General features: G+C 67.5%; 28 protein-coding genes. 9 read left to right on the plus strand and 19 right to left on the minus strand.

The features are described from left to right. Positions 1–203 (minus strand): hypothetical protein (locus tag MF270_RS08875; protein ID WP_238365524.1); only part of this gene is annotated, 203 nt, incomplete at its 3' end. Between the two features lie 60 nt (positions 204–263). Here MF270_RS08875 and MF270_RS08880 point away from each other — a divergent pair. Then, entirely contained in the window at positions 264–740 is a 477-nt protein-coding gene (locus MF270_RS08880) for a GyrI-like domain-containing protein (protein ID WP_238365525.1), read from the plus strand. Here MF270_RS08880 and MF270_RS08885 read toward each other — a convergent pair. The 3 genes from MF270_RS08885 to MF270_RS08895 all read right to left on the minus strand — a co-directional run bounded on the left by MF270_RS08885 (position 737) and on the right by MF270_RS08895 (position 2153). Continuing rightward, complete coding sequence (locus tag MF270_RS08885; RefSeq protein WP_238365526.1) at positions 737–1309, minus strand: cob(I)yrinic acid a,c-diamide adenosyltransferase; 573 nt, start codon at positions 1307–1309, stop codon at positions 737–739. The genes MF270_RS08880 and MF270_RS08885 overlap by 4 nt on opposite strands. A 2-nt stretch (positions 1310–1311) precedes the next feature. Beyond that, the gene (locus MF270_RS08890) at positions 1312–1515 is read right to left on the minus strand and encodes a twin transmembrane helix small protein (RefSeq protein ID WP_336246006.1); all 204 of its coding nucleotides are present in this window, start codon (positions 1513–1515) and stop codon (positions 1312–1314) included. 95 nt (positions 1516–1610) lie between these two features. Further along, complete coding sequence (locus MF270_RS08895) at positions 1611–2153, minus strand: SH3 domain-containing protein (RefSeq protein WP_238365527.1); 543 nt, start codon at positions 2151–2153, stop codon at positions 1611–1613. A gap of 217 nt (positions 2154–2370) precedes the next feature. Here MF270_RS08895 and MF270_RS08900 point away from each other — a divergent pair, with 217 nt between their 5' ends. From MF270_RS08900 to MF270_RS08910, 3 genes are all read left to right on the plus strand, one after another. After that, positions 2371–4674, plus strand: a complete 2304-nt coding sequence (locus tag MF270_RS08900) for a DNA topoisomerase IV subunit A (protein ID WP_238365528.1) — start codon at positions 2371–2373, stop codon at positions 4672–4674. Positions 4675–4768: 94 nt separating this feature from the next. Continuing rightward, a complete protein-coding gene (locus MF270_RS08905; protein WP_238365777.1) occupies positions 4769–5938 on the plus strand; it encodes a DUF898 family protein in 1170 nt (389 codons plus the stop codon). Beyond that, positions 5935–7068 (plus strand): M48 family metallopeptidase, encoded by a 1134-nt coding sequence (locus tag MF270_RS08910; protein ID WP_238365529.1) that lies wholly within the window; start codon positions 5935–5937, stop codon positions 7066–7068. The genes MF270_RS08905 and MF270_RS08910 overlap by 4 nt, the downstream gene beginning before the upstream one ends. A 198-nt stretch (positions 7069–7266) precedes the next feature. Here the strand turns inward: MF270_RS08910 and dgcN are convergent, their stop codons facing one another. Then, complete coding sequence (gene dgcN, locus MF270_RS08915; RefSeq protein ID WP_238365530.1) at positions 7267–8268, minus strand: N-acetyltransferase DgcN; 1002 nt, start codon at positions 8266–8268, stop codon at positions 7267–7269. A gap of 330 nt (positions 8269–8598) precedes the next feature. Between dgcN and MF270_RS08920 the strand changes: the two genes are divergently transcribed. Then, complete coding sequence (locus MF270_RS08920; protein ID WP_238365531.1) at positions 8599–9558, plus strand: L-malyl-CoA/beta-methylmalyl-CoA lyase; 960 nt, start codon at positions 8599–8601, stop codon at positions 9556–9558. A 48-nt stretch (positions 9559–9606) separates the two neighbouring features. Here the strand turns inward: MF270_RS08920 and MF270_RS08925 are convergent, their stop codons facing one another. Beyond that, positions 9607–10998 carry a hypothetical protein gene (locus MF270_RS08925; protein WP_238365532.1) on the minus strand — a complete coding sequence of 464 codons (1392 nt, stop codon included), beginning with the start codon at positions 10996–10998 and terminating at the stop codon, positions 9607–9609. Between the two features lie 130 nt (positions 10999–11128). Between MF270_RS08925 and ilvD the strand changes: the two genes are divergently transcribed. Further along, on the plus strand, positions 11129–12961 hold the full coding sequence (ilvD, locus tag MF270_RS08930; RefSeq protein WP_238365533.1) for a dihydroxy-acid dehydratase: 1833 nt from the start codon (positions 11129–11131) through the stop codon (positions 12959–12961). Between the two features lie 245 nt (positions 12962–13206). Here ilvD and MF270_RS08935 read toward each other — a convergent pair whose 3' ends face one another. Further along, the gene (locus tag MF270_RS08935; protein WP_238365534.1) at positions 13207–13650 is read right to left on the minus strand and encodes an Lrp/AsnC family transcriptional regulator; all 444 of its coding nucleotides are present in this window, start codon (positions 13648–13650) and stop codon (positions 13207–13209) included. 81 nt (positions 13651–13731) lie between these two features. On the opposite strand from MF270_RS08935, the gene MF270_RS08940 reads away from it, so the two are divergent. Next, the gene (locus MF270_RS08940) at positions 13732–14328 is read left to right on the plus strand and encodes a LysE family translocator (protein WP_238365535.1); all 597 of its coding nucleotides are present in this window, start codon (positions 13732–13734) and stop codon (positions 14326–14328) included. 77 nt (positions 14329–14405) lie between these two features. After that, positions 14406–15368, plus strand: coding sequence for an acetyl-CoA carboxylase carboxyltransferase subunit alpha (locus tag MF270_RS08945; RefSeq protein WP_238365536.1), 963 nt, complete (start codon positions 14406–14408; stop codon positions 15366–15368). A 64-nt stretch (positions 15369–15432) separates the two neighbouring features. Here MF270_RS08945 and MF270_RS08950 read toward each other — a convergent pair whose 3' ends face one another. The 4 genes from MF270_RS08950 to lspA all read right to left on the minus strand — a co-directional run bounded on the left by MF270_RS08950 (position 15433) and on the right by lspA (position 19317). Next, complete coding sequence (locus MF270_RS08950) at positions 15433–16731, minus strand: M16 family metallopeptidase (RefSeq protein WP_238365537.1); 1299 nt, start codon at positions 16729–16731, stop codon at positions 15433–15435. Then, a complete protein-coding gene (locus MF270_RS08955) occupies positions 16728–18089 on the minus strand; it encodes a M16 family metallopeptidase (protein ID WP_238365538.1) in 1362 nt (453 codons plus the stop codon). The genes MF270_RS08950 and MF270_RS08955 overlap by 4 nt, the downstream gene beginning before the upstream one ends. Positions 18090–18230: 141 nt before the next feature. Continuing rightward, positions 18231–18785 (minus strand): DUF3035 domain-containing protein, encoded by a 555-nt coding sequence (locus MF270_RS08960; RefSeq protein ID WP_238365539.1) that lies wholly within the window; start codon positions 18783–18785, stop codon positions 18231–18233. A 46-nt stretch (positions 18786–18831) separates the two neighbouring features. Next, complete coding sequence (gene lspA / locus MF270_RS08965; RefSeq protein WP_238365540.1) at positions 18832–19317, minus strand: signal peptidase II; 486 nt, start codon at positions 19315–19317, stop codon at positions 18832–18834. A gap of 99 nt (positions 19318–19416) precedes the next feature. Between lspA and MF270_RS08970 the strand changes: the two genes are divergently transcribed. Beyond that, positions 19417–19818 carry a VOC family protein gene (locus MF270_RS08970; RefSeq protein WP_238365541.1) on the plus strand — a complete coding sequence of 134 codons (402 nt, stop codon included), beginning with the start codon at positions 19417–19419 and terminating at the stop codon, positions 19816–19818. Positions 19819–19906: 88 nt separating this feature from the next. Here MF270_RS08970 and ureG read toward each other — a convergent pair whose 3' ends face one another. Genes ureG through MF270_RS09010 form a run of 8 tightly spaced genes read right to left on the minus strand, consistent with a single transcriptional unit; the run spans position 19907 to position 25051 of the window. Beyond that, on the minus strand, positions 19907–20545 hold the full coding sequence (gene ureG / locus MF270_RS08975; protein WP_238365542.1) for an urease accessory protein UreG: 639 nt from the start codon (positions 20543–20545) through the stop codon (positions 19907–19909). Next, complete coding sequence (locus MF270_RS08980; protein ID WP_238365543.1) at positions 20542–21174, minus strand: urease accessory protein UreF; 633 nt, start codon at positions 21172–21174, stop codon at positions 20542–20544. The genes ureG and MF270_RS08980 overlap by 4 nt, the downstream gene beginning before the upstream one ends. After that, complete coding sequence (gene ureE / locus MF270_RS08985; protein WP_238365544.1) at positions 21171–21656, minus strand: urease accessory protein UreE; 486 nt, start codon at positions 21654–21656, stop codon at positions 21171–21173. The genes MF270_RS08980 and ureE overlap by 4 nt, the downstream gene beginning before the upstream one ends. Positions 21657–21665: 9 nt before the next feature. Continuing rightward, positions 21666–23375 carry an urease subunit alpha gene (gene ureC / locus MF270_RS08990; RefSeq protein WP_238365545.1) on the minus strand — a complete coding sequence of 570 codons (1710 nt, stop codon included), beginning with the start codon at positions 23373–23375 and terminating at the stop codon, positions 21666–21668. Positions 23376–23410: 35 nt separating this feature from the next. After that, entirely contained in the window at positions 23411–23719 is a 309-nt protein-coding gene (locus MF270_RS08995; RefSeq protein WP_238365546.1) for an urease subunit beta, read from the minus strand. Continuing rightward, the gene (locus tag MF270_RS09000) at positions 23716–23892 is read right to left on the minus strand and encodes a hypothetical protein (protein WP_238365547.1); all 177 of its coding nucleotides are present in this window, start codon (positions 23890–23892) and stop codon (positions 23716–23718) included. The genes MF270_RS08995 and MF270_RS09000 overlap by 4 nt, the downstream gene beginning before the upstream one ends. A 17-nt stretch (positions 23893–23909) precedes the next feature. Continuing rightward, complete coding sequence (locus MF270_RS09005) at positions 23910–24212, minus strand: urease subunit gamma (RefSeq protein WP_238365548.1); 303 nt, start codon at positions 24210–24212, stop codon at positions 23910–23912. A 14-nt stretch (positions 24213–24226) separates the two neighbouring features. Beyond that, positions 24227–25051 (minus strand): urease accessory protein UreD, encoded by an 825-nt coding sequence (locus tag MF270_RS09010; RefSeq protein ID WP_336246007.1) that lies wholly within the window; start codon positions 25049–25051, stop codon positions 24227–24229. Positions 25052–25077 lie beyond the last annotated feature (26 nt).

The following is a 25077-nucleotide window of genomic DNA, read 5'->3' on the forward strand; positions in this document are numbered from 1 at the left end:
ACGCGAACCTTCACGTTGTAGTCGATCACCCGCTTGACCGGTACCAGCACCTTCATCAGCATGGACTCCCTTGGTTTGTCGGACCTGTCCCGGGACCCCGGCCAGGCATCTCGCGGCGTTGATATAATCTTGCGCCGCGAGGCAACAGGCCAAAATCGACCCGTTAGCGCCAACCGACGCCGGGATTCGACATTTTCTTCCATCCCGTGAAATGGCCTTGCTACGGTGAAAGTCCAGAAAGACGCCGATCAAGGAGATTTCAGATGAGTGATTCCCGCCCCGACCCCGAGATCGTGGAGGCCGCGCCCCGGCTGATCGTTGCCACCAGCCGCGACTACACGATGGACACGCGCCACGAGATCCCGGCCCAGTTCCAGGGCTGGTTCGCAGCCGGCCACGAGATCCCCGAGGCCGTGGGCGACGCGATCTTCGGCGTGTCCTATAATGCCGACGGCCAGGGCGCCTTCAGCTACGGTGTCGGTGTCGAGGTCGAGGGCCGGCCCGCCACGCTGCCGGACGGCACCTGCATTCTGACCACCGCGAGCGGCCCGCACGCGGTGCTGCGGGTCTTCGGCCCCGTGACGGACCTGCCCGGAAATTTCGACTGGCTTTTTAGCACCTGGATGCCGGAACACGGCAAGACCCCGCGCGCGGGCGCGGTGTTCGAGCGTTACCCGGACGATCCGCGCAACGGCCCGGACGGCATGGCCTACGAGATCTGGGCGCCGATCCAGCCCTAGCGGTTGGCGCCGGGGGTCCAGAGCACGTCGGCCTTTCCGGTGTCGTTCGCCATCCGCGCGGCGCAGAAGAACCAGTCGCTGAGCCGGTTGAGGTAGGTCACGGCCACCGCGTTGATCGGCTCGGCCTCGGCCAGCTCGACCACCAGCCGCTCGGCCCGCCGGGCCACGGTGCGGCAGACATGCAGATGCGCCGAAAGCTGCGCGCCCCCCGGCAGGATGAAGCTGCGCAGCGGCTCGAGCTGTCCGGTCATCGCGTCGATTTCGGCCTCGAGCCGGTCGACCTGCGACTGCACCACGCGCAGGGCGGGGTAGTCGCGCTCGTGGTCCTTCTCCATCCCCGGGGTGCAGAGGTCCGCGCCAAGGTCGAAAAGGTCGTTCTGGATGCGGGTCAGCGCCTCGGCCGTCTCGTCGAGCGCCCCAAGACGCGCCACGCCGACAAAGGCGTTCAGTTCATCCACCGTGCCATAGGCCTGCGGCCGGGCGGAATGCTTGGGCACGCGGCTGCCGTCGCCCAGCGCCGTGTCGCCCTTGTCCCCGGTACGGGTGTAGATCTTGTTGAGAACGACCATCCTCAGCCCCTCCGCACGAGAACGAAGACGAGGATCAGCACGACGGCCACCGCCTGCGCGATGATCCGCGCCTTCATCATCCGGTTGGACTTGATGGCGGCCTCCTTGGTGCCCTTGCCGAAATGGCTGATGCCGATCGCAAGGATGACCACCACGAAAAGGCAGGCGGCCGCGACGGCCAGGAACAGGGGATCTTCGCGCAACATGGGGCAGGTCCGTTTCGGTCAGCGTTGGCGGCACCACATAGCCGGTCCCGGGCAAAAAGCGAACGGGCGATTTGGCGCGGGACGCACCGGGCCTGTCAGCCCGTCGGCGCGCTCAGCAGGAAATCAGCCATCCAGCCCACGCGGCCCTCGGCGGTGCGCAGCTTGACCCAGCCGTCGCCGTTGTCGGACAGCACCTCGACCTGGTCGCCCTGTTCGAGCTTGGCCAGCACCGAGTAATCGCGCCCGGGGCCGTTGCGCATGTTCACGCGGGTCTTGGTGACCGTGCGCATGTCGCTGGGGGCGGCGGCCGCTTCCGCGGCGGGGCGGGTCAGGGTCGCGACCTTGTCCGCGTCAAGCTTGAGCGCGGCACTGTCGCTGACCACAGGCTTTTCGGCGGTCTCGTCGACGCTGAGAGAGGCCAGCGTCACCGCCGCGGCAGTCTGCTCGCTTGTCGGTTGCGGAGCCATCGTGACGCGTGGCGTGCTGGCCTGGGTGCTGACGACCGGCGTCGGGTCGATTTTCTTGATCTCGGCCAGCAGCGGTCTCGGCCGCTCGGGCGGCTGGAAATCGGCGCCGCCGCTGAGTTCGTAGAAACTCCAGGCCATGAACCCGAACGTCAGGAAAATGAAGCGCTTCATACCACGCACCCCCCAGTTAAACCGACCCACGCGCCGAAGGCGCGCGCCTCGCGGCAGCAGCTTCCGGTCGGCAAGATCATGCTATCATCATTTGACATGTTCGTGAAACGGGTAGACGTGCGGAAAAGTTCCCCGTTTTCCGAACGTGACCGCAATGCAACTGCACGATGTGCTGTTGCCGCTTGAGGCCCTGCACCGGCGCGGGTACACAGCATCTATGACCAAAGACGCCGAAGACCCCAACATGGATGGACAGATCATCGCCGAGCCGCTGCGCCGCGCGATCGGTGACCGCTATCTGACCTATGCGCTGAGCACGATCATGCACCGGGCGCTGCCCGATGCGCGCGACGGGCTCAAGCCCGTGCACCGGCGAATCCTCTACGCGATGCGCGAACTACGGCTGTCGCCGACCGGGCGATTCCGCAAGTCGTCCAAGATCTCGGGCGACGTGATGGGCAACTATCACCCGCATGGCGACGTCGCGATCTACGACGCGATGGCGCGGCTCGCGCAGGATTTCAACGTCCGCTACCCGCTGGTCGACGGGCAGGGCAACTTTGGCAACATCGACGGCGACAACCCCGCCGCCAGCCGATACACCGAGGCGCGCCTGACCATCGTCGCCGAGGCGATGCTGCAGGGGCTCGACGAGAACTCGGTCGATTTCCGCGACAATTACGACGGCACGATGACCGAGCCGGTCGTGCTGCCCACGACCTTCCCGAACCTGCTGGCCAACGGGTCCTCGGGCATCGCGGTCGGCATGGCGACGAACATCCCGCCGCACAACGTCAGCGAGCTGGTCGATGCCTGCCAGCACCTAATCAAGGTGCCCGACGCGCGCGACGACACGCTGCTGAACTATGTGCCCGGCCCCGATTTCCCGACCGGCGGCATCCTGGTCGAGCCGCGCGAGAACATCGCGCAGGCCTACCGAACGGGCCGCGGGTCGTTCCGCCTGCGCTGCAAGTACGAGGTCGAGGACCTGGGCCGCGGCCAGTGGCAGATCGTGGTCACGGAAATCCCCTACCAGGTGCAGAAATCCAAGCTGGTCGAAAAGATCGCCGAGCTGATCCAGACCAAGAAGATCCCGATCCTTGGCGACGTGCGCGACGAAAGCGCCGACGACATCCGCCTGATCCTCGAGCCCAAGTCCAAGAACGTGGACCCCGAGGTGCTGATGAACCTGATGTACCGCAACTCGGATCTCGAGACGCGGTTCAGCCTGAACATGAACGTGCTGATCGACGGCGTGACGCCCAAGGTCTGTTCGCTCAAGGAAGTGCTGCGCGCCTTCCTCGACTTCCGCCGCGAGGTGCTGCTGCGCCGCTCCAAGCACCGGATGGAAAAGATCGACCACCGCCTCGAGGTGCTGGAAGGGCTCATCATCGCCTTCCTCAACCTCGACCGCGTGATCGACATCATCCGCTACGACGACGAGCCCAAGGCGGCGCTGATGCGCGAAAACTGGGGCCGCGAATTCACCCGCGCCATGTCCGAGGCCGATTACATCCCGCCCCCGCCGGGCGACGGTGAGCTGAGCGAGGTCCAGGTCGAGGCGATCCTGAACATGCGCCTCCGCTCGCTGCGCCGTCTCGAAGAGATGGAGCTGTTGCGCGAGCAGAACGCGCTGATGGAGGAACGCCAGGGCCTCGAGGACCTGCTGGACAGCGAGGGCCTGCAATGGGACCGCATCAGCGAAGAGCTGAAGGCGACCAAGAAGGCGTTTGGCAAGGATTACCACAACGGCCAGCGCCTGACGGCCTTTGCCGAGGCGGTCGAGGTCGAGGATGTCCCGCTCGAGGCGATGATCGAGCGCGAGCCGATCACCGTGGTCGTGTCGCAGATGGGCTGGGTCCGGGCGATGAACGGCCATATCGACCTCAGCCGCGAGCTGAAGTTCCGCGACGGTGACGGCCCGCGCTTCCAGTTCCATGCCGAGACGACGGACCGGCTGCTGGTCTTTGGCTCGAACGGGCGATTCTACACGGTCTCGGCCGCGAACCTGCCCGGCGGGCGCGGCATGGGCGAGCCGCTGCGCCTGATGGTCGACCTGCCGAACGAGGCGCAGATCGTCGAGATCCTGCGCCATCAGCCGGGGCGCAAGCTGCTGCTGGCCTCCTCGGCGGGCGACGGCTTCATCGTGCCCGAGGACGAGGTGATCGCCCAGACCCGCGCCGGCAAGCAGGCGCTGAACGTCAAGGAAGACGTGCGCGCCAGGGTCTGCAAGCCGGTGACCGGCGACGCGGTGGCCGTGGTGGGCGACAACCGCAAGGTGCTGGTCTTCATGCAGGACGAGCTGCCCGAGATGACCCGGGGCAAGGGCGTCCGGTTGCAAAAGTACAAGGACGGGGGCCTGAGCGATGCCACGACCTTCACCCTGGCAGAAGGCCTCTCCTGGCGCGACCCCGCCGGACGAACCCGTACCGAATCCGCACTCGATGAGTGGATCGGCAAGCGGGCCGGAAGCGGACGCATGGCCCCCCGCGGCTTCCCCCGCGACAACACATTCACCTGATCGGGCACCTGACCGGGCACCTGACCGGGTCCACAGCGGCAATTTCGTCGGCAAGCGGGCGGGGCTGTTCGGCCTCGCCTTCCGCACCAGCCTGCTGACGGTCCTGACGCTTGGGATCTACCGCTTCTGGATGAAGACGCGGCTCAGGCGCTGGTACTGGTCGGGCGTGCGGGTCGGCGGTTACCCGCTGGAATATTTCGGCGATCCGCTGGAAAAGCTGCTGGGTTTCCTGATCGCGGTCGCCTTCCTGGCCTTCTACATCGGCATCGTGAACCTCGTGCTGATGTTCGCCAGCTTCTCGCTGGTGCAAAGCAACTGGGCCGCCTATGCGACCAGTTTCGCCGGCCTCGTGCCGCTGTGGTTCTACGCCCAGTACCGGGCGCGGCGCTACGTGGTCGGCCGCACCGCCTGGCGCGGCATCCGCTTTTCGCTGGACCCCGGCGCCTGGGGCTATGCCTGGCGGGCGCTGGTGCATTGGGCGATCACGATCGTGACGCTGGGCCTGCTGTGGCCGCGCATGACCTTCTGGTTGGAAAAGTACAAGACAGATCGGACGTCCTGGGGCGATCACCGCCTGACCCAGGGTGGCCGCTGGACCATGCTGATCCGGCCCGCGCTGATCCTCTACGTCGGCGCGCTGAGCACCGCTGCGCTGACCGCCTGGCTGTTCTGGCTCAACCCCACCCTGGCCGCCATCGGGCAGATTGGCCCGGACGTACCCGATGATCCGGAGCTCTTGCGCGGTGGCGTGAACTGGGTCGGGCAATTCCTGCTCTACATCCCGCTTGGCCTGCTGATGGGTTACGGCGCGCTGCATTACCGGGTCAGAAGCCGCGGCATCCTCGCCAGCCACAAGACCGCGGACGGGCTGTCGCTGAAATCGCAGCCCGAACCGACCTGGGTGCTGGGCATCTACGTGCTGGGCGCGCTGCTGATGGGGCTGTGCCTGATCGTGCCGCTGGTGCTGTTCGTCATGTTCCTTGGCGGCGTGCTAGCTACGGGCGGACCCGAGGTGCTGATCGCCATGGGCAAACTGCCCGACTGGCTGCTGCTGATCGCCGGGGGCCTGGTCTATTTCAGCTTCTTCCTGTTCTGGTCGACCCTGAACCACGTACTGATCGCCATGCCGATCTGGGCGCACTACGCGCAGACGACGACACTTTACGCGGACGAGGAGTTCGCCGCCGTCCACCAGGGCCGCCACGACCGCTTTGACGAGGCCGAGGGCTTTGCCGAGGCACTGGACGTGGGGGCCGCCATATGACCTGGGCCGGCACCACCATCCGCGTCGGTCCGGGGGCCCAGGCCTTTCGCGCCAACGGGCATTTCTTCGACGGCCAGACAGCCCGGGCCGAGGCCGTGCGCCTGACCATCGACGAGGTGACCGAGCGGCTGATCATCACCCGCCCGGACGGAACGGAAGTGCGCTGGCCGCTGTCGCTGATCCGCCGTGTCGGCGACCAGGCGCGGAACGACATCCTCGTGTTCCGGTCGCGCGACAACCCGGCGGCGCGACTGATGATGGACGAGCCCTCGCTGATCCCGCGCTGCCCGAACCTTGGCAAGCGCAGCCGCGGCATCAGCCGGATGCGGATCGCGAAATGGGGCGCGGCAGCCATGGGGTCGGTCGCGCTGATCGTGCTGGTGCTGGTGCCGATCATGGCCGACCAGCTGGCCCGCTTCATCCCCCCCGAGGGCGAACGCGCCCTTGGCGAGGCGACGCTGGGCCAGATCCGCTCTGCGCTGGATGAAAGCGGGCTGGGCGAAGTGCCCTTCTGCGAAGCCTCGGAGGGCCTGGCCGCTGTCGAAAAGATGCGCCGTCGCCTGCAGGCCGCAACCGACACGGAGGTGACCCTGTCGATCCACGTGCTCGACCACGACATGGTCAACGCCTTCGCCCTGCCCGGCGGCTACGTGGTCTTCTTCCGCGGGCTGATCGAGGCCGCCGATACGCCCGAGGAGATGGCCTCGGTCATGGCGCACGAGATCGGCCATGTGGTCAGCCGCGACCCCACCCGCCACGCGCTGCGTTCCGCCGGGTCGATCGGGGTGCTGGGGCTGGTCTTCGGGGATTTCGCCGGAGGCGCGCTGGTGCTGTTCCTCGCCGAACGGCTGATCCAGGCGGAGTATTCGCGCGAGGCCGAAGCCGCAGCGGATGTCTTCGCCCACGGCGTGATGGAACGCGCGGGCATCCCGCCGTCCTCCATGGGCACGTTCTTTCAGAAGCTGCTGGACCGCTACGGCGACGCCGAGGGGATCATGGCGCATTTCCTGTCGCACCCGCAGTTGGCCGACCGGATCGTGGCCGCCGCCGAGGCCGCGCCGGACGTCGAACTGACGGACCCGATCCTGACCGACGCGGAATGGCAGTCCGTCAAACGGATGTGCCGCTAGGCCGGAGGTCGGAAAGGGGGCCTTGCCCCCTCGCCCGTTCCGGGCTCACCCCCAAGGTATTTGGAAAACAATGAAGGTACAGGTCGTCTGCACTTCATTGTTTCTGAAATACCTTCCGGGGGGTTTGGGGGGCAGACAGCCCCCCAAGGCCTGCGTGGTGAGACGCATACCAACATGTGTGCGAAGCAGGCCGCGGGATCAGAGCGCGGCGAGGGCGTCCACCAGCGGGCCTGCGCCAAAACGGTAGGGATCGGTGGCCGGCAGGTCCATGCGGGCCGAGACCTTGGCCAGGTAGCCGCGCGCTTCGTCCTCGCCCAGGCCCGCCGTGTTGACCGCAATGCCGACGACCTTGCAGTCGGGGTTGGCGACCTGCGCCAATTGCAGCGCCATGTCGCGCACGGCTTCCAGAGAAGGCAGTTTGTAGCCCGGCAGGCCGCGCATGTGTTCGCGGGTCGGCTCGTGGCACAGCACCAGCGCATCGGGCTGGCCGCCATGGATCAGCGCCAGGGTCACGCCCGAATAGGAGACGTGAAACAGGCTGCCCTGCCCCTCGATGATGTCCCAGTGGTCGGGGTCGTTGTCGGGCGTCAGCCATTCGATTGACCCGGCCATGAAATCCGCGATCACCGCGTCCAGCGGCACGCCGTCGCCGGTGATCAGGATGCCGGTCTGGCCGGTGGCGCGGAAGGTCGATTTCATCCCCCGCTCGCGCATCTCGGCATCGACCGCCAGCGCCGTGTACATCTTGCCGACCGAGCAATCGGTGCCCACGGCCAGCATCCGCTTGCCGGTGCGCTTCTCGCCGTTGGCGATGGGGTACTTGACCGTCGGGATGCGCACGTCGTGCAGCTTGCGTCCGCAGGCCTCGGCCACGGCCACCAGGTCGGGCTCTTCGCGCAGCAGGTTGTGCAGGCCCGAGGCGAGGTCGAACCCTTCCTCGAGCGCGGCGACCAGCACTTTCTTCCAGGCGGCAGAGATGACGCCGCCCCGGTTCGCGACGCCGATCACCAGGGTCTTGGCACCGGCGGCCTTGGCCTCTGCCAGGTCCATGTCGGGCAGCTTGAGGTCGGCCTTGCAGCCCTCCATCCGGAACTGCGCAATGGCATTCTCGGGGCGCCAGTCCTTGATCCCCTGGGCCACCTTGGCGGCCAGCGGGTCGGGGGCATCGCCGAGGAAAAGCAGGTACGGGGTCTCGATCATGGCAGGCTCCTTGTGTCTCGGTATCTGCGCAAAGGCTAGCGCGCCCGGCCCGCAAAGCGATTCCGATTTTGCAGGCGCAGCAGGGGTGCCTGCGAAGAAATCCGCGCCCGTCGGCAGATCTGCACAAGAAATTGCCGGCCCGCGCAAATCCGGCGACGCGTTCCTGTCGTCCGGGGGCGCCTGCGCGGGATCCCTTGGGTCATCCTGCATGGCACCTTTGGCCCGGCGCCGCAGCGCAGAAATGGCTTGCGTGCTGCAGCGCAATTTCCTAACCCCTAAGCCAGTCACAACGAAACATCATTGCGCCACCCCTGCATCAAGGAGCCACCCATGTCCTTCCGCCTGCAACCGACGCCGCCCGCCCGCCCCAACCGCTGCCAGCTGTTCGGGCCCGGGTCGAACACCAAGCTGCCGGCCAAGATGGCAGCCAGCGCGGCCGATGTCATCAACCTCGACCTCGAGGATTCGGTGGCCCCCGACGACAAGGTCCAGGCCCGCAAGAACGTGATCGAGGCGATCGGCGATCTGGACTGGGGCACCAAGACCCTGTCGGTGCGGATCAACGGGCTCGACACGCCCTATTGGTACCGCGACGTGGTGGACCTGCTCGAGAATTGCTCGGAGCGGCTGGACCAGATCATGATCCCCAAGGTGGGCTGCGCCGCCGACATCTATGCCGTGGATGCGCTGGTGACGGCCATCGAGACGGCCAAGGGCCGGGCCAAGAAGATCGGCTTCGAGGTCATAATCGAATCGGCCGCCGGAATCGCCCATGTGGAAGAGATCGCGGCGTCCTCGCCCCGGATGCAGGCCATGAGCCTGGGCGCGGCCGACTTTGCCGCCTCGATGGGGATGCAGACCACCGGGATCGGCGGCACGCAGGAGAATTACTACATGCTGCGCGAGGGTCAGAAGTACTGGTCCGACCCCTGGCATTGGGCGCAGACCGCCATCGTCGCCGCCTGCCGCACCCATGGCGTGCTGCCCGTCGACGGGCCCTTTGGCGACTTCAGCGATGACGACGGCTTCCGCGCCCAGGCGCTGCGCAGCGCGACGTTGGGCATGGTCGGCAAATGGGCCATCCACCCCAAGCAGATCGCGCTGGCGAACGAGGTCTTCACCCCCTCCGAAGCCGCCGTGACCGAGGCGCGCGAGATCCTCGCCGCGATGGAACAGGCCAAGTCCAACGGCGAAGGCGCGACGGTCTACAAGGGGCGCCTCGTGGACATCGCCTCGATCAAGCAGGCCGAGGTGATCGTGCGCCAGTCGGAAATGATCGCGAACGCCTAAGCGATACACGGGTGGGCGCCCCGGCGCCCGCCCACCTTCGGGCCTGTCTCAGGCCAGCCAGGCCAGCAGCAGGACCCAGAGGCTTAGCAGCGTCCCGACACACAGGATGAAGCCGAGATTCCAGCGAAAGCCCACGTCCAGCGCCTTGACCTGTCCGAAATTCGCGATCAGCAGAACGGTCGCGGTAAAGGGCGACAGCACGCCCGAGATCGCCCAGCCGCCGACGATGGCCGTCACCAGCGCGGCAGGCGCTATGCCCAGCTGCTCGGGCGTGGGAATCAGCGGCGCCAGCAACGTCACGGCCAGGATCGGGTTCGCCCCCAGCAGCCCCATCAGCGGCATCAGCCAGATGAATCCCACCAGCACCACCCCCGCCGGCAACGCCGCCGGGTCGATCCCGAGGCCATGCACCAGCGGCTCGAGCAGCGGCGCGCCGACGGTGCCGATATAGCCGGCCATGACCAGCAGGATCAGCTCGGCCCGGTAATTCGGCAGGTCGGCAAAGAGGTACGCCTGCACCCGTTCGCCGAGCGGCGCCGCGTCGGGGATCCCGCGCAGCTGGATCACCAGCCAGATGAAGGCGATCAGCGGCACGACCAGCGTGACGATGCCGACGATGCGCACGCCGGTCAGCTCGTGCAGGGTGAAGGCCAGCGTGCCCAGGACAGCGAGCAGGATGAACAGCGGTTGCAGCAGCCACCAGTTGCCCTCGGGCCTGGTATAGGCCGGCCGGTTCTGCACCTTGGGTCGAAAGATCGTGTCCAGCGCCCAGCCGCTGCCGGCGAACAGGACCATGCTGACCAGGCCATAGGGCATGGCGCTGGCCCAGCTGGCCCCCGGCACCAGGGATGTCGTGATGACCATGGCAAACCCCAGCGGCGACCAGGTCAGCGAGGACAGGAAGCCGCGCTGGATCGCCAGAAGCATCCGCCGGGTGCGGATCTGGCGGATCTGGGCATCGGGCTCCTTCGCGGCCGCCGCAGTCGACAGGCTGCCCAGCAGCGCGATGGCCCCGTAGTTCAGGACCAGCGCAAAGAGGTGCCCCCCGGCGGTCAGCGCGAGATAGCGCCGCCCCGGCGGCTGACGCGACAGGAAGGTCCCCGCCGCCCCGATGCCCGGAGAGGTCTGCGCCACCGCCCGCAGCGACGCCAGCGCAGCAAAGAAGGCCGCGATGAAGGCCGAGGCGCCGAAGCCCCGCATCACGATGGCCCCCCAGCCGGGCGTCGTCATCGCCAGCAGCAGCGTCAGCACGGCCCCCACGACCACGAAGGCCCGCCGCCCGGTCCGGTTCCCGGGCCACAGCAGCCCGACCAGCAGCAGCGTCAGAACAGCCAGCGGCACGGACAGCCCCGGCACCCCCCATTCGTCCAGGATCACCCCGCCGGTCAGCAGGACAAGCACGAGGCCAAGCGCCTTCTCGGCGGGTTTCGGGGGAGTCATCGGCAGGGTCCGTCAGAAAATATGACCCTTCTCTGCGCCTTTGTGATCGGGCACGCAACCCCGCGACCCTTGCCGCGCTGCCCTGCGGGCGTTAAAGCAGGGGCGTTTCACGCGCGACGGAGTTGACCCCATGCCCGCATATCGTTCCCGTACCTCCACCCATGGCCGCAACATGGCCGGGGCCCGCGGCCTCTGGCGTGCGACCGGCATGAAGGACGACGATTTCGGCAAGCCGATCATCGCCATCGTGAACTCCTTCACCCAGTTCGTGCCGGGCCACGTGCACCTCAAGGACCTCGGCCAGCTGGTCGCCCGCGAGGTGGAAAAGGCCGGTGGCGTCGCCAAGGAGTTCAACACCATCGCGGTCGACGACGGCATCGCCATGGGCCATGACGGCATGCTCTATTCGCTGCCCTCGCGCGAGGTGATCGCCGACAGCGTGGAGTACATGGTCAACGCCCATTGCGCCGACGCCATGGTCTGCATCTCGAACTGCGACAAGATCACCCCCGGCATGCTGATGGCCGCCATGCGCCTCAACATCCCGGCGATCTTCGTCTCGGGCGGCCCGATGGAGGCGGGCAAGATCGACATCGCCGATCTCGACATGAAGAAGATCGACCTGGTCGATGCCATGGTCGCCGCCGCCAGCGACACGCTGACCGACGAACAGGTCCAGCATATCGAGGAAAACGCCTGCCCGACCTGCGGGTCCTGTTCCGGCATGTTCACCGCCAACTCGATGAACTGCCTGGCCGAGGCGCTGGGGCTCGCCCTGCCCGGCAACGGCTCGACCCTGGCCACCCATGCCGACCGCAAGCACCTCTTCCTCGAGGCGGGCCGCCAGATCGTCGAGATCACGCGCCGCCACTACCAGCTGGACGAGAAAGGCTTCCTCCCGCGCGAGATCGCCACGTATCAAGCCTTCGAGAACGCCATGAGCCTCGACATCGCCATGGGCGGCTCGACCAACACGGTGCTGCACCTGCTGGCCATCGCTCACGAGGGCGAGGTGGACTTTACCATGCAGGACATCGACCGCCTGTCGCGCAAGGTGCCGTGCCTGTGCAAGGTCGCGCCGAACATCGAGAACGTCCACATGGAGGACGTGCACCGCGCCGGCGGCATCTTCTCGATCCTGGGCGAGCTCTACCGCGCGGACCTGCTGCACGGAGACACCACGACCGTGCACAGCGCGACCATGGCCGAAGCCATCGGCCATTGGGACATCAAGGTCGCCAACAACCCCGAGGCGGAACGGCTGTTCAAGGCCGCCCCCGGCGGCGTCCGCACGACCGAGGCGTTTTCGACCGAGAACCGCTTCAAGGAGCTCGACACCGACCGTGAAAAGGGCGTGATCCGCTCCAAGGAGCATGCCTTCAGCCAGGACGGCGGTCTCGCCGTGCTCTTCGGCAACATCGCCGAGGACGGCTGCATCGTGAAGACGGCGGGCGTCGATGCCTCGATCCTGCAATTCAACGGCACCGCCTATGTCTGCGAAAGCCAGGACGCGGCGGTGAACGACATCCTGACCGGCAAGGTCAAGGCCGGCGACGTGGTGGTCATCCGCTACGAAGGGCCGCGCGGCGGGCCGGGGATGCAGGAAATGCTCTACCCGACCAGCTACCTGAAATCGAAAGGCCTGGGCAAGGATTGCGCCCTGCTGACCGACGGCCGCTTCTCGGGCGGCACGTCCGGCCTGTCGATCGGCCACGTCTCGCCCGAGGCGGCCGAGGGTGGCACCATCGGCCTGGTCGAACAGGGCGACAAGATCGAGATCGACATCCCGAACCGCAAGATCCACCTTGCCGTGGACGATGCCGAACTGGCGCGCCGCCGCGCGATCCAGGACGAAAAGGGCTGGCAGCCCGCCGCCCCGCGCAAGCGCAAGATCTCGACCGCGCTCAAGGCCTATGCCGCGCTGACCACCTCGGCCGCCAAGGGCGCCGTCCGCCAGGTCTGATCCGGCGGCACGCTTGCGCGCTCAGGTTTCCTTTGCAAACGGCCAGGCGACGCCCCGTCCCTGGCCGTTTCGCGTATCCGACAGGTCGGATGCCTCCGGCGGGAGTATTTTAGGAAAAGTGAAAGCAGAGGCGCCGATCCGCTCTTCATTGTGCCAATAAACTCCGGGGAGGTCGCCATAGTCGCGTCATTGGTCCGAGAGACAATGGCGACGGGGCTGGCCCCTCACTCCGCACCCGACAACACTCACCCTCGTTCGTCCTTGGGCGAGCCCAGCACCACGTAGCTGGTCAGTGCATTCACATGCGGCACGGTGCCCAGCACCTCGGTGTGAAACCGCTTGTAGGCGGCAAGGTCCGCCGCCTCGACCCGCAGCAGGTATTCCACGGTGCCGGTGATGTTGTGACACTCGCGCACCTCGTCGCAGTAGCGCATCGCGCGCTCGAACCCTTCCTGTGCGGCCTTGGTATGCGCGCTGAGCCCCACCGCGACATATGCGATGAAGCCGGTGCCCATGGCCTGCGGCGACAGCACCGCGCGGTAGCCGGTGATCACCCCGGACTTCTCCAGCGCCGCGACCCGGCGCAGGCAGGCCGAGGGCGAGAGACCGACGCGCGCCGAGAGGTCCTGGTTGCTGATGCGCCCGTCGGTGCGCAATTCGCGCAATATGTTTTGGTCGATGCGATCCATGACCGTATTTTATTGCGTACAAGCTCGATTGCCACAAGGATTCGCAATCTTCTGCCGCGAAAGGTGGTCGATTCTGCGGCCATGACACCGACCCTGATCCTTGCCCTTGCCGGCTTTGCGCTCGTCTCGTCCTTCACGCCGGGGCCGAACAACCTCATGCTCATGGCCTCGGGCGCGAACTTCGGCTTTCGCCGCTCGGTCCCGCACATGGCCGGGGTCGGTCTGGGGTTCGGCGTGATGGTGCTGGGGGTCGGCATCGGGCTGATGCAGCTCTTCGACCTCCTCCCCTGGCTCGCGGACCTGCTGATGGTGGCCAGCGCGCTCTACCTCGGCTGGCTGGCCTGGAAGGTCGCACATGCCGCACCGCCGGCCGAGGCGCGGGCCAATGCGCGCCCGCTCACCTTCCTGCAGGCCGCGGCTTTCCAATGGGTCAACCCCAAGGCCTGGACCATGGCCACGGGCGCGATCACGCTCTACGCGCCATCCCGCGACCTGCCCTCGGTCGCGCTGGTCGCCGCGATGTTCGTGGGGGCCGCGCTCGGCTCGACCGCGACCTGGGCCCTGCTGGGCGGCCGGGTGCGCAGCCTGCTGGACCAACCCCGCCGCCTGCGCGTCTTCAACCGGACCATGGCCGCGCTGATGGTTGCCACGCTGATCCCGGTGCTTTGGCACCCCTGAGCCACGGCCCGAGTTGCATCCGGGCGCGCGCGGCGCCATATACGGGGCGCGACGCATAGCGAAATGGGCCCGATCCGATGACCAACTACCTCGACTTTGAAAAACCCCTGGCCGAGATCGAAGGCAAGGCGGAAGAGCTGCGGGCCCTGGCCCGCCAGAGCGAAGGGATGGATGTCGAGGACGAGGCCAAGGCGCTGGACAAGAAGGCCGCGGACATGCTGGCCGACATGTACAAGTCGCTGACACCCTGGCGCAAATGCCAGGTGGCCCGGCACCCCGACCGGCCCCATTGCCGTGACTACATCGACGCGCTCTTCACCGAGTTCACACCGCTGGCGGGTGATCGCAACTTTGCCGACGACCTCGCCGTCATGGGCGGCATGGCGCGGCTGGGCGACCGCCCGGTGGTCTTGATCGGCCACGAGAAGGGCCATGACACCAAGTCGCGGATCGAACGCAACTTCGGCATGGCCCGCCCCGAGGGCTACCGCAAGGCCGTGCGCCTGATGCAACTGGCCGACCGTTTCAACCTGCCGGTCATCACGCTGGTCGACACCGCTGGCGCCTATCCCGGCAAGGGCGCCGAGGAACGCGGCCAGTCCGAGGCGATCGCCCGCTCGACCGAAGCCTGCCTGTCGATCGGCGTGCCGCTGGTATCGGTCATCATCGGCGAGGGCGGATCGGGTGGTGCGGTGGCCTTTGCCTCGGCCAACCGCGTGGCCATGCTAGAGCATTCCGTCTACTCGGTCATCAGCCCCGAAGGTTGCGCGTCGATCCTGTGGAAGGATTCCGAGAAGATGCGCGAGGCCGCCGAGGCGCTGCGCCTGACCGCGCAGGACCTGACCAAGCTGGGTGTCTGCGACCGCATCATCCCCGAGCCGCTGGGCGGCGCGCACCGCGCCCGGCCCGACACCATCACCCGCGTGGGCACGGTGATCGAAGAGATGCTGGGCGAGCTCAGCGGCATGTCGCGCAAGGACCTGATCGCGAACCGGCGGCGCAAGTTCCTGGACATCGGGTCCAAGGGCCTCGCGGCCTGATCCACCTGTCTGAACGAAGAAGGCCGGGGTCACCCCCCGGCCTTCTTCGTTCAGACAGGTGGGCTTACAGCCCGGCGGGGGCGCCCACGACCACGAAGGTCATCGTCTCGGGGTCCAACAGCCGCGCCGCCACCCGTTGCACATCCTCGAGCGTCACCGCGTCCACCTGTTCGTTCCGCGTGCGGGCATAGTCGATGGCCATGCCATCCACCTCCATGCCGACGAGGATGCCGGCGATCCGCGCATTGCCGTCGAAGCGCAGCGGGTAGGCGCCGGTGAGGTAGGTCTTGGCCTGGGTCAGCTCGGCCTCGGTCACGCCCTCGGTGGCCATGCGGCGCCATTCGTCCTGGATCACCTGGATCGCCTCGGCCATGCGGTCGTTGCCCGACGCGACCTGCCCCATCAGCAAGTCCGCCTGGTCCTTGCCGACCATGAACGAGCCCACGCCATAGGTCAGCCCGCGCTTTTCACGCACCTCGGTCATCAGGCGGCTGTCGAACCCGCCGCCGCCCAGCACCGTGTTCATCACGTAGGCGGCAAAGAAGTCGGGATCGTCAAAGCCGATGCCCGGCTGGCCCCACAGCGCCACCGATTGCGGCGTGTCGAAGGGCACGACCGTAACCCCGCCGGGGAAGTTCAGCTTCGCAGGGCCGGGCAGCGGCGCGCCGGTTTCGGGCAGGCCCGCCAGCAGGTCGTCAAGCAGCACGGCCAGCTCTTCGGCGGTGATGTCGCCTACGGCGCTGACATAGATCCGGTCCCGCGCCATGGCACCCTCCTTGGCCGCCACGAGGTCCTCGCGGGTCAGCGCCGCGACGCTGTCCACCGTGCCGCGGTATGGGCTGCCATAGGGGTGATCGCCGTAGACCATCGCGTCGAAGGCCTTGGAGGCGATGTCGTTCGGGTCCTTCTCCGCCGAGCGCAGGCCGGAGATGACCTGCGCGCGCACCCGCTCGATCGCGTCGGCGTCGAACCGGGTCTCGGTCAGGGCAAGGCGCAGGAGGTCAAGCGAGGCCGCGCGATTCTCGGTCAGGAAGCGGGCCGAGACCGACAGCGCATCGTCGCCCACGTCGAAGCCAAAGGAGGCGGCCTGCGATTCCACCGCCTCGGCAAAGGCACGGCTGTCAAGATCGCCCGCGCCTTCCTCGAGCAGCCCGGTCATCAGGTAGGTCGCCCCGCGCTTGGCGGGATCGTCCAGCGAGGCACCGCCCCGGAACCGCAGTTCCAGCGCGACGAAGGGGATGTTGTGATCCTCGACCAGCCAGGCGGTGATGCCGCCGGGGGTCTTGACCTCCTGGATGTCGATCTCGGCCCGGGCGGGCAGCGCGGCCCAGAGGACGATCAGCAGGGTTGCGAGAAACCTCATTGGGTCACCTCCTTGTCGGTCGCCTCGGCCATGACCCAGCCGGTGACCGAGCTCTTGTCGTCAAAGACCTCGGCCGCGGCGGCCATGATCTCATCCGCGGTGATGCTGTCGACGATGTCCGGCCAGGCCAGCACGTCATCGACCGTCAGGCCGGACGTCAGCGCAGCGCCGTACATCCGCGCGAGGCTTTGCACGTTGTCCTTGGCATAGATGCGCGCGGCCCGGGCCTGCGCCTTGATCCGCGCCAGTTGGTCCGCATCGACGCCGGTTTCCATGAACTCGGCGATCACGCGATCGAGGGCAGCCTCGCCTTCCTCGAGCGTGACGCCCTCGGCCGGGACGATCACGAAGTTGAAGGTGCTGTCATCCAGCGAGGTGCCCGAGTACCAGGCGCCCGTGTAGACGGCGGTCTGGCTGTCGTATTGCAGTTTCTGCGGCAGCACGGCGGTCTGCGAGCCGCCCAGGATTTCCGACAGCAGTTCCAGCGCGGCGGCCTTGCGCTGGTCGCCGCTGTCGCGTTCCGGCGCGAGGTAGGACCGCGAGACGTAGGGTTGCGCCACCCGGGCATCCTCGTAGATCAACCGCCGCTCGGCGCGCTGCGGCGGCTCGGACGGGCGTTCGCGGGGGCCCAGCGCCGGGTTGGCGGGGATCACGCCGTAATAGGTCTCGGCCAGCGCCTGCACGTCTTCGGGCGTGGTGTCGCCGGCGACGATCAGGATCGCGTTGTTGGGCGAATAGAACAGATCGTAGAAGGATTGCGCATCCTCGAGGCTCAACTCCTCCATCTCGTGGCGCCAGCCGACGACCGGGGTGCCGTAACGATGGTTGAGGTATTGCGCCGCGCGCATCTGCTCGCGGAAGAGCGCGTCCGGGTCGTTGTCGGTGCGCATGTTGCGCTCTTCGAGGATCACGTCGCGTTCGGTCGCGATGTCGCCCTCGTCGAGGCGGAGGTTGACCATCCGGTCACTCTCCATCTTCATCATCAGCTCGAGCCGGTCGGCGGCGACGCGCTGGAAATAGCCGGTGTAATCGTAGCTGGTGAAGGCGTTGTCATTGCCGCCATTGGCCGAGACGGTCTTGGAAAACTCGCCGCTTTCCAGCATGTCGGTGGCCTTGAACAGCAGGTGTTCGAGGAAATGCGCCACGCCCGAGACGCCCGGCCATTCGTCGGCCGACCCGGCGCGGTACCAGACCATGTGAACGACGACGGGGGCGCGGTGGTCCTCGATCACGACCACCTCCATTCCGTTGTCGAGGGTGAAGGTGCTGACCTGTTCGTCCGCGGCGCGGATCGGGGTGGACCCGGCCCAGGCTAGGGTGGGCAGGAGCAGCGAGACGCATAGGGAAATCAAGCGCATGGAGACCTCTTCCAGTGACGGACGGCAGCGATAGGGCATAGTTACGCCCCCCGTTTCCGGGTGCAAGCTGTCATACGGGAATGTGAGAGCGGTTAAGAAACCGTGTACGCACCGCACGAGGGCGCGGTGCGTCGCCGGATCTTACTGCCGGCTGAGCGATCCGGGGATCGTCCGCCCGCTTTCGCGCCCCGAGGTGGGCGGGGCGGAGGGCACGTATGTGCCAAGGCGCCGGAACCGTTCCGTCTCGGCATGGGCGTCGAGCGACTGGCGGCGGTAGGCCTTGACGTAGCGGTCGACCCGGCCCAGCCGGAAATTGGTGAAGCGCGAGGCGCGCTTGCGGAACGCGAGGTCCTCGGAGGCGAGCGTCCGCCGGATGTCGGCGGGCACGCCGTAGCGCGAGGCCTGGGACACCAGCGCAGAGTCGCCGGCCGGGATGCCCGACGAGGCCGAGGGCCGGCCGCCCAGCGCCACGATGGCGTCGGCGTTCGGTGTCGGATCGACCAGGTTGCCGCTCCCCGGCGTCGGCGCCGGCAGCGCCGCGAAGCTCTCGGGCATTTCCAGCGGCTTGACCGGCAGGACCGCGAATTCCTCGGGGCCGTTGTCGGTGGGAATGTTGAGGTTGCGCATCGAGATATCGCGTTCGCCGCAGGCGACGAGCGCGGTGCAAAGCGCAAGCAAGGTGATCAGCCGTATCATGGCACCCTCCGATACTTGTCTGCGGTACCAGTCCCGGCCCGCGCGATCAAGATCTGCCTGCCTTTTTGCGCGGCTCTTCGCGGGCGAAGATGGCGAGGCCGATGGCCCCGGCAAAGATCGCGATGTCCGCGACGTTGAAGGCAAAGGGGTTCTCGATCCCGCAGCAGGACATGTTGAGAAAGTCGGCCACGGCGCCGTACACCAACCGGTCGATCACGTTGCCGAGCGCCCCGCCGATCAGCAGCCCGGCCGAGATCTGCGCCCAGCGCCCCTGCGGCTGGCGGCGGAGCCAGACGATGACGCCGATCACGATGGCGATGGCGATGGCGATCAGCACCCAGCGCGCGATGTCCGATTGCCGAGAGAAGAGACCGAAGTTGATGCCGGTGTTCCAGGCCATGCGCAGGTTGAGCACGGGCGGCAGCACGTCGATCTCGCCCCGCGTCTTGAGGTCGAGAAGCTGCACCACGAGCAGCTTGCTCAGCTGGTCGAGGACGAAGACCCAGAGCCCGGTCCAGAACACGCGACGCATCGGAAAACTGCCTACTTTCGTTGCCTTGCCCCGGTCTAGCGGCTGCGGCGCGGAAGGGAAAGCGTTGACGTCATATGCGGGCGCGTGTCTGCTGAGGGGATGAAACCGACGCTGACCTCGCTGGACCATCTCGTGCTGACTGTCGCGGACATTGACGCGACCTGCGCGTTTTATGCCGATGTGCTGGGGATGCAGGTCGAGGTCTTCGAGGCGACCGATGGCACCACGCGGCGGGCGCTGCGCTTTGGCCAGCAGAAGATCAACCTGCACGAGGCGGGGCATGAATTCCTGCCCAATGCCAGGGCCGCGACGCCGGGCTCGGCCGACCTGTGTTTCCTGACCGGACGGCGGCTGTCGCTTTGGGAAAGCCACCTGGCCGAAAAGGGCATCGAGATCATCGAAGGGCCCGTGCGACGGAACGGGGCGGCGGGACGGATTCTGTCGATCTACATCCGCGATCCGGACGGCAACCTGGTCGAGATCGCCACCCGCGCCGCATGATGTCGGCAGGGGATTGGGGGCGCTGCCCCCGTCCGCCATGGGCGGACTCCCCCGGAGTTTATCGGCAAGATGAAGGACGGATCGGCGGTTATTCGGCGGCCTGGGCACTTGCCGAGAGTTCGAGGCCGCCGTCGCGTTCGAGGAAGGCGACGATGGCGTCGATGCCTTGGCCGTTGCGAATCTCGGCCATGACGTAGGGCAGCTTGCCGCGCGCCGTCTGCGTGTCGGCTTCGAGCCTAGCGAGGTCGACGCCGACGTAAGGCGCCAGATCGGTCTTGTTGACCACCAGCATGTCGGACCGGGCCAGGCCGGGGCCGCGTTTGCGCGGGATGTCCTGGCCGGCGGCGGTGTCGATCACGTAGATCGTCAGGTCGGCCAGTTCCGGGCTGAAGGTGGCAGCAAGGTTGTCGCCGCCGGATTCGATCAGCACGAGGTCGAGGTCGGGGAAATCGCGGTTCAGGTCGGCGATGGCGGCAAGGTTGATCGAGGCATCCTCGCGGATCGCGGTGTGCGGGCAGCCGCCGGTTTCCACGCCCCGGATGCGGTCGAGCGGCAGGACCTGCTTGTGCATCAGGTATTCCGCGTCCTCGCTGGTGTAGATGTCGTTCGTCACCACCGCCATCGAGCAGCGATGCGCCATTGCTCGGCAGAGCTGTTCGGTGAGGCTGGTCTTGCCGGCGCCGACGGGGCCGCCGATGCCGACGCGGAGGGGTCCGTGCGTGCTCATGTGCGGAAGATCCTGACTTGCATGGTTTCGTGGCGCATCGCGGCCATGTCGGCCCAGAGCGCGGCGGTGCCGAGGTCGTCGAGCGTGACACCTGTGGCGCGGGCGGCGACATCGGCGATGACGGGGTGCAGCGCGTGCAGCGCCCGTTGTCCCGCGTTCTGGCCGAGGGGCACGAAGCGGACCGCGCCCGAGACGAGGTTCGAGGCGAAGGCGTGCAGGTAATGCGCGGCGATCTCCTCGGGCGGCAGAGCAAGGCCGCGGGCCGCCTCGCCCAGCGCGATGGGCAGGGGGCGGGGTTTGAGGGGCGTGTCGCGCAGGGCGGAGACGGCCTGCGCCAGCGCCGTACCCTGGTCGAGGGTTTCTTGCAGCCGCTCGGAGGAGGGTTGCAGCGCGGCGGCGAGGTCGGTCAAGGCGTCAAGGTCGGCGGACGGGTCAAGCGCGTGGCAAAGCAGGACAGCGTCCTGCCATCCTGCGCCATGGCGCAGGATGGTGGTCAGCCAGTCGGTCAGCGCCGCCGCATCGCGGATCTGGCCCGCATCGATGGCCCATTCCAGCCCGTGCGAATAGGCAAAGCCGCCCGTCGGGAAGGCGGGCGAGAGCCATTGGATCAGCGACAGTCGGTCGGTCATGCCTCGGCCGGGTGGTCGTGGTGGTGGCCGTGGTCGTGGGAATGGCCGTGATCGTGGCCCATGGTGCGGCCGTGGCCATAGGCGCCGCCTTCGGGGCGGAAGGGGGCCGTCACGCGGTGGATATGGGCGCCAAGCTGGCGCAGCATTGCCTCGAGCACATGGTCCTCGCGGATCAGCAGGCGGTCCGGCTGCACCTCGCAGGGCGTGTGGCGGTTGCCGATGTGCCAGGCGAGGCGCGGCAGGTCGCCGGTGATCTCGAGCACCTGTTCGGGGGCGGCCCGCACCTCGACCTGTCGGCCATCGGCCAGCAGGAAGACCGCGCCTTCGTCCAGCGAGATGGTCGCGGGCAGGTCGACCAGGAAGTCTTCGCCCGCATCCGTGGTCAGCCGCTTGCGGCGCAGCATCCGGGCGTCGTAGTCGAGCGTCACGGTCGCATCTGGCGCGCCGTGGGCATGGGCATGGGTGGCTTCGCAGCGGATCATGGCGGGCCCTCAGTACATGAAATAGCGTTGCGCCAGTGGCAGTTCGCTGGCCGGCTCGCAGGTCAGAAGCTCGCCATTTGCGCGAACCTCGTAGGTCTCGGGGTCGACGCTGATCTCGGGCATGGCATTGTTCATCACCATGTCGGACTTGCCGATACTGCGCGTGTTCTTGACCGCCAGCACCTCCTTGCCCAGCCCCAGCGCGCCCTTGATGCCATCGGCCAACGCGGCCTCGGACACGAAGGTGGCCGCCGTCGCCGCCGTCGCGCCGCCATAGGCGCCGAACATCGGCCGGGTATAGACCGGCTGCGGCGAGGGGATCGAGGCATTCGGATCGCCCATCTGCGCCACGGCGATCATGCCGCCGATCAGCACCATCTCGGGCTTGGCGCCAAAGAACGCAGGGCTCCAGAGTACGAGGTCGGCACGCTTGCCCTCCTGGATGGACCCGATATGCGTGCTCATCCCGTGGGCGATGGCCGGGTTGATCGTGTACTTGGCGACGTAGCGGCGGACGCGGACGTTGTCGTTGTCGCCGGTCTCTTCGCTGAGCCGCCCGCGCTGCACCTTCATCTTGTGGGCGGTCTGCCAGGTGCGGGTGATGACCTCGCCGATCCGGCCCATGGCCTGGCTGTCGGAGGCGATGATCGACATGGCGCCCATGTCGTGCAGGATATCTTCGGCCGCGATGGTTTCCTTGCGGATCCGGCTTTCGGCAAAGGCGACATCCTCGGGGATCGCCTTGTCGAGGTGGTGGCAGACCATGAGCATGTCCAGATGCTCTTCCAGCGTGTTCACCGTGTAGGGGCGCGTGGGGTTGGTCGAGGACGGCAGGACGTTCGGTTCGGACACCACCTTGATGATGTCGGGGGCGTGGCCGCCGCCCGCGCCCTCGGTGTGGAAGGCATGGATGGTGCGGCCCTTGATGGCTGCGACCGTGTTCTCGACGAAACCGGACTCATTGAGCGTGTCGGTATGGATCATCACCTGCACGTCCATGTCGTCGGCCACCGACAGGCAGCAGTCGATGGCGCCAGGGGTGGTGCCCCAGTCCTCGTGCAGTTTCAGGGCCGAGGCGCCGGCCTTGACCATCTCCACCAGCGCGGCGGGTTGGGACGCGTTGCCCTTGCCCGAGAGGCCGAAGTTCATCGGCAGCCCGTCCAGCGCCTGGAGCATGCGGCTGATGTGCCAGGGACCGGGCGTGCAGGTGGTCGCCAGTGTGCCATGGGCAGGGCCGGTGCCGCCGCCCAGCATGCAGGTGAGGCCCGAATGCAGCGCGTCGTCCACCTGCTGCGGGCAGATGAAGTGGATGTGCGAATCAAAGCCCCCGGCGGTCAGGATCTTGCCCTCGCCCGCGATCGCCTCTGTCCCCGGGCCGACGATGATGTCGACGCCGGGCTGGGTGTCGGGGTTGCCGGCCTTGCCGATCTTGTGGATGCGCCCGTCGCGCAGGCCCACATCGGCCTTGTAGATGCCGGAATGGTCGACGATCAGGGCATTGGTGATGACCGTGTCGACGGCACCCTCGGCCCGGCTGACCTGGGACTGGCCCATGCCGTCGCGCAGCACCTTGCCGCCGCCGAACTTCACCTCTTCGCCGTAGGTGGTCAGGTCACGCTCGACCTCGATGATCAGGTCGGTATCGCCCAGGCGCAGCTTGTCGCCGGTCGTGGGGCCGAACATGTCGGCATAGGCGGAACGGGAAATCGTCGTCGGCATGTGTCAGCCTTTTCCTGGAATCTCGTGGGAGGGCCTCAGCCCAGCGGCCCCATGACCTTTTGGTTGAAGCCGTAGACCGCGCGCTTGCCGCGGAAGGGCACCAGCTGCACCTCGCGGCTCTGGCCCGGCTCGAACCGCACGGCGGTGCCCGCGGCGATGTCGAGCCGGTAGCCCAGCGCGGCGGCGCGATCGAACTCGAGCCCCGGGTTGGTCTCGGCGAAATGGTAATGGCTGCCGACCTGTACCGGGCGGTCGCCGGTGTTCGACACCATCAGCGTGATCGCCTTGAGCCCTTCGTTCAGGGTGATCTCGCCGGGGGCGGTAAAGACCTCTCCGGGGATCATTTGCGGGCCCGGCGGTAGGCGATGGCGACACTCAGCAGGCCCGCGACGGCCAGCAGCAGCAGCGTGGCGCCGGTGGCGGCGCTTTCCGCGCCATGGGGATGCATGTGTGCGCCTTCGTGGGCAAAGGCGGCACCGGGAAGGACGAGAGCGGGCAGAAGGGCAAGACGGCGCATCGGATGGCTCCTTTGGGTCAGCGGATCGGGTGGTGGACGGTGACGAGCTTGGTGCCGTCGGGAAAGGTCGCTTCGACCTGCACTTCGTGGATCATCTCGGGGATGCCCGACATGCACTGGTCGGCGGTGACCACGGTGCCGCCCGCCTCCATCAGGTCGGCGACAGAGCGGCCGGCGCGGGCGCCCTCGACGACGAAATCGGTGATCAGGGCGATGGCCTCGGGGTGGTTCAGCTTGACGCCGCGCTCCAGCCGGCCGCGGGCGACCATGGCCGCGAGGCTGATCAGCAGTTTGTCCTTTTCCCGGGGGGTCAGGTTCATGAAAGGCTCCTACGTCAGATCTGCCAGACCCGCGGCAGCGGGTCCCGGCGCAGGTGGGCAAGCGCCCGGGCAAGCTGGCGGCGCAGCGGCCAGCCGTCCCGGGCGAGGATACGAAGCACAAGCCGCCCGTCCATGGCGCTGGCGGCGGCGTCTGTGCCGGGCTCGTCGAGCACGGCGCGCAGGGCGCACAGCCGGTGCTGCGCGGCAGGAGCGGCCAGCACGAGGGTCGAGAAGGCCCGCGCCCCGCCCAGGGCGGCGGCGCCGGCGGTGAGGGTGTCGTCGGTGAGCAACAGGCGCTCGTCGTGCAGCGGCTTGCCGCCGCGCAGGATGCGGCGGGTATCGCGCAGATGGATGCGGCCCACGGTCTCGCCCATGGCCGCACGGCCCAGCACCACCGTCTCGAGGCTGAGGCATTCGGCGTCATCCGCCAGCTCGATCACCGTCTCGCGTTGCACGGCGGCATTGTCGAACAGGATCGTCTCTTGCGGAATCCAGTCCAGCCGCGATCCGGCGCCAACCCGGTGACGGACCGAGACCTGCGCCACGCCCTCGGGCGCGCGATAGGCGCGCTCGGCCGTCTGGGTGGTCGCGGTGACGCTGAGGCCCGCGCCGACGTCGAGCGTGTAGCTCAGCCGGTCGCCGCCCGCCAAACCACCGGATGTATTGAGGAAAACGACCTCGCAGGGGCCACCTGTGCGCGGCAGCATGGCCTTGGCCGACCCCGCCTGCCGCAGCCCCGCCACCACCGGACGACCATTGCGCGCCTTGAGGGCGGCGAAGGCCTCCCCCCGGCTGCGCTGCAGGGCCTGCGCCCCGGTCGCGGTCATGTCGCGTGGCATGCTGCCCCCCTTGGTCTTGCGGTCAC

The organism is Mesobacterium pallidum, assembly GCF_019966535.1.
Taxonomy (GTDB): Bacteria; Pseudomonadota; Alphaproteobacteria; order Rhodobacterales; family Rhodobacteraceae; genus Mesobacterium; species Mesobacterium pallidum.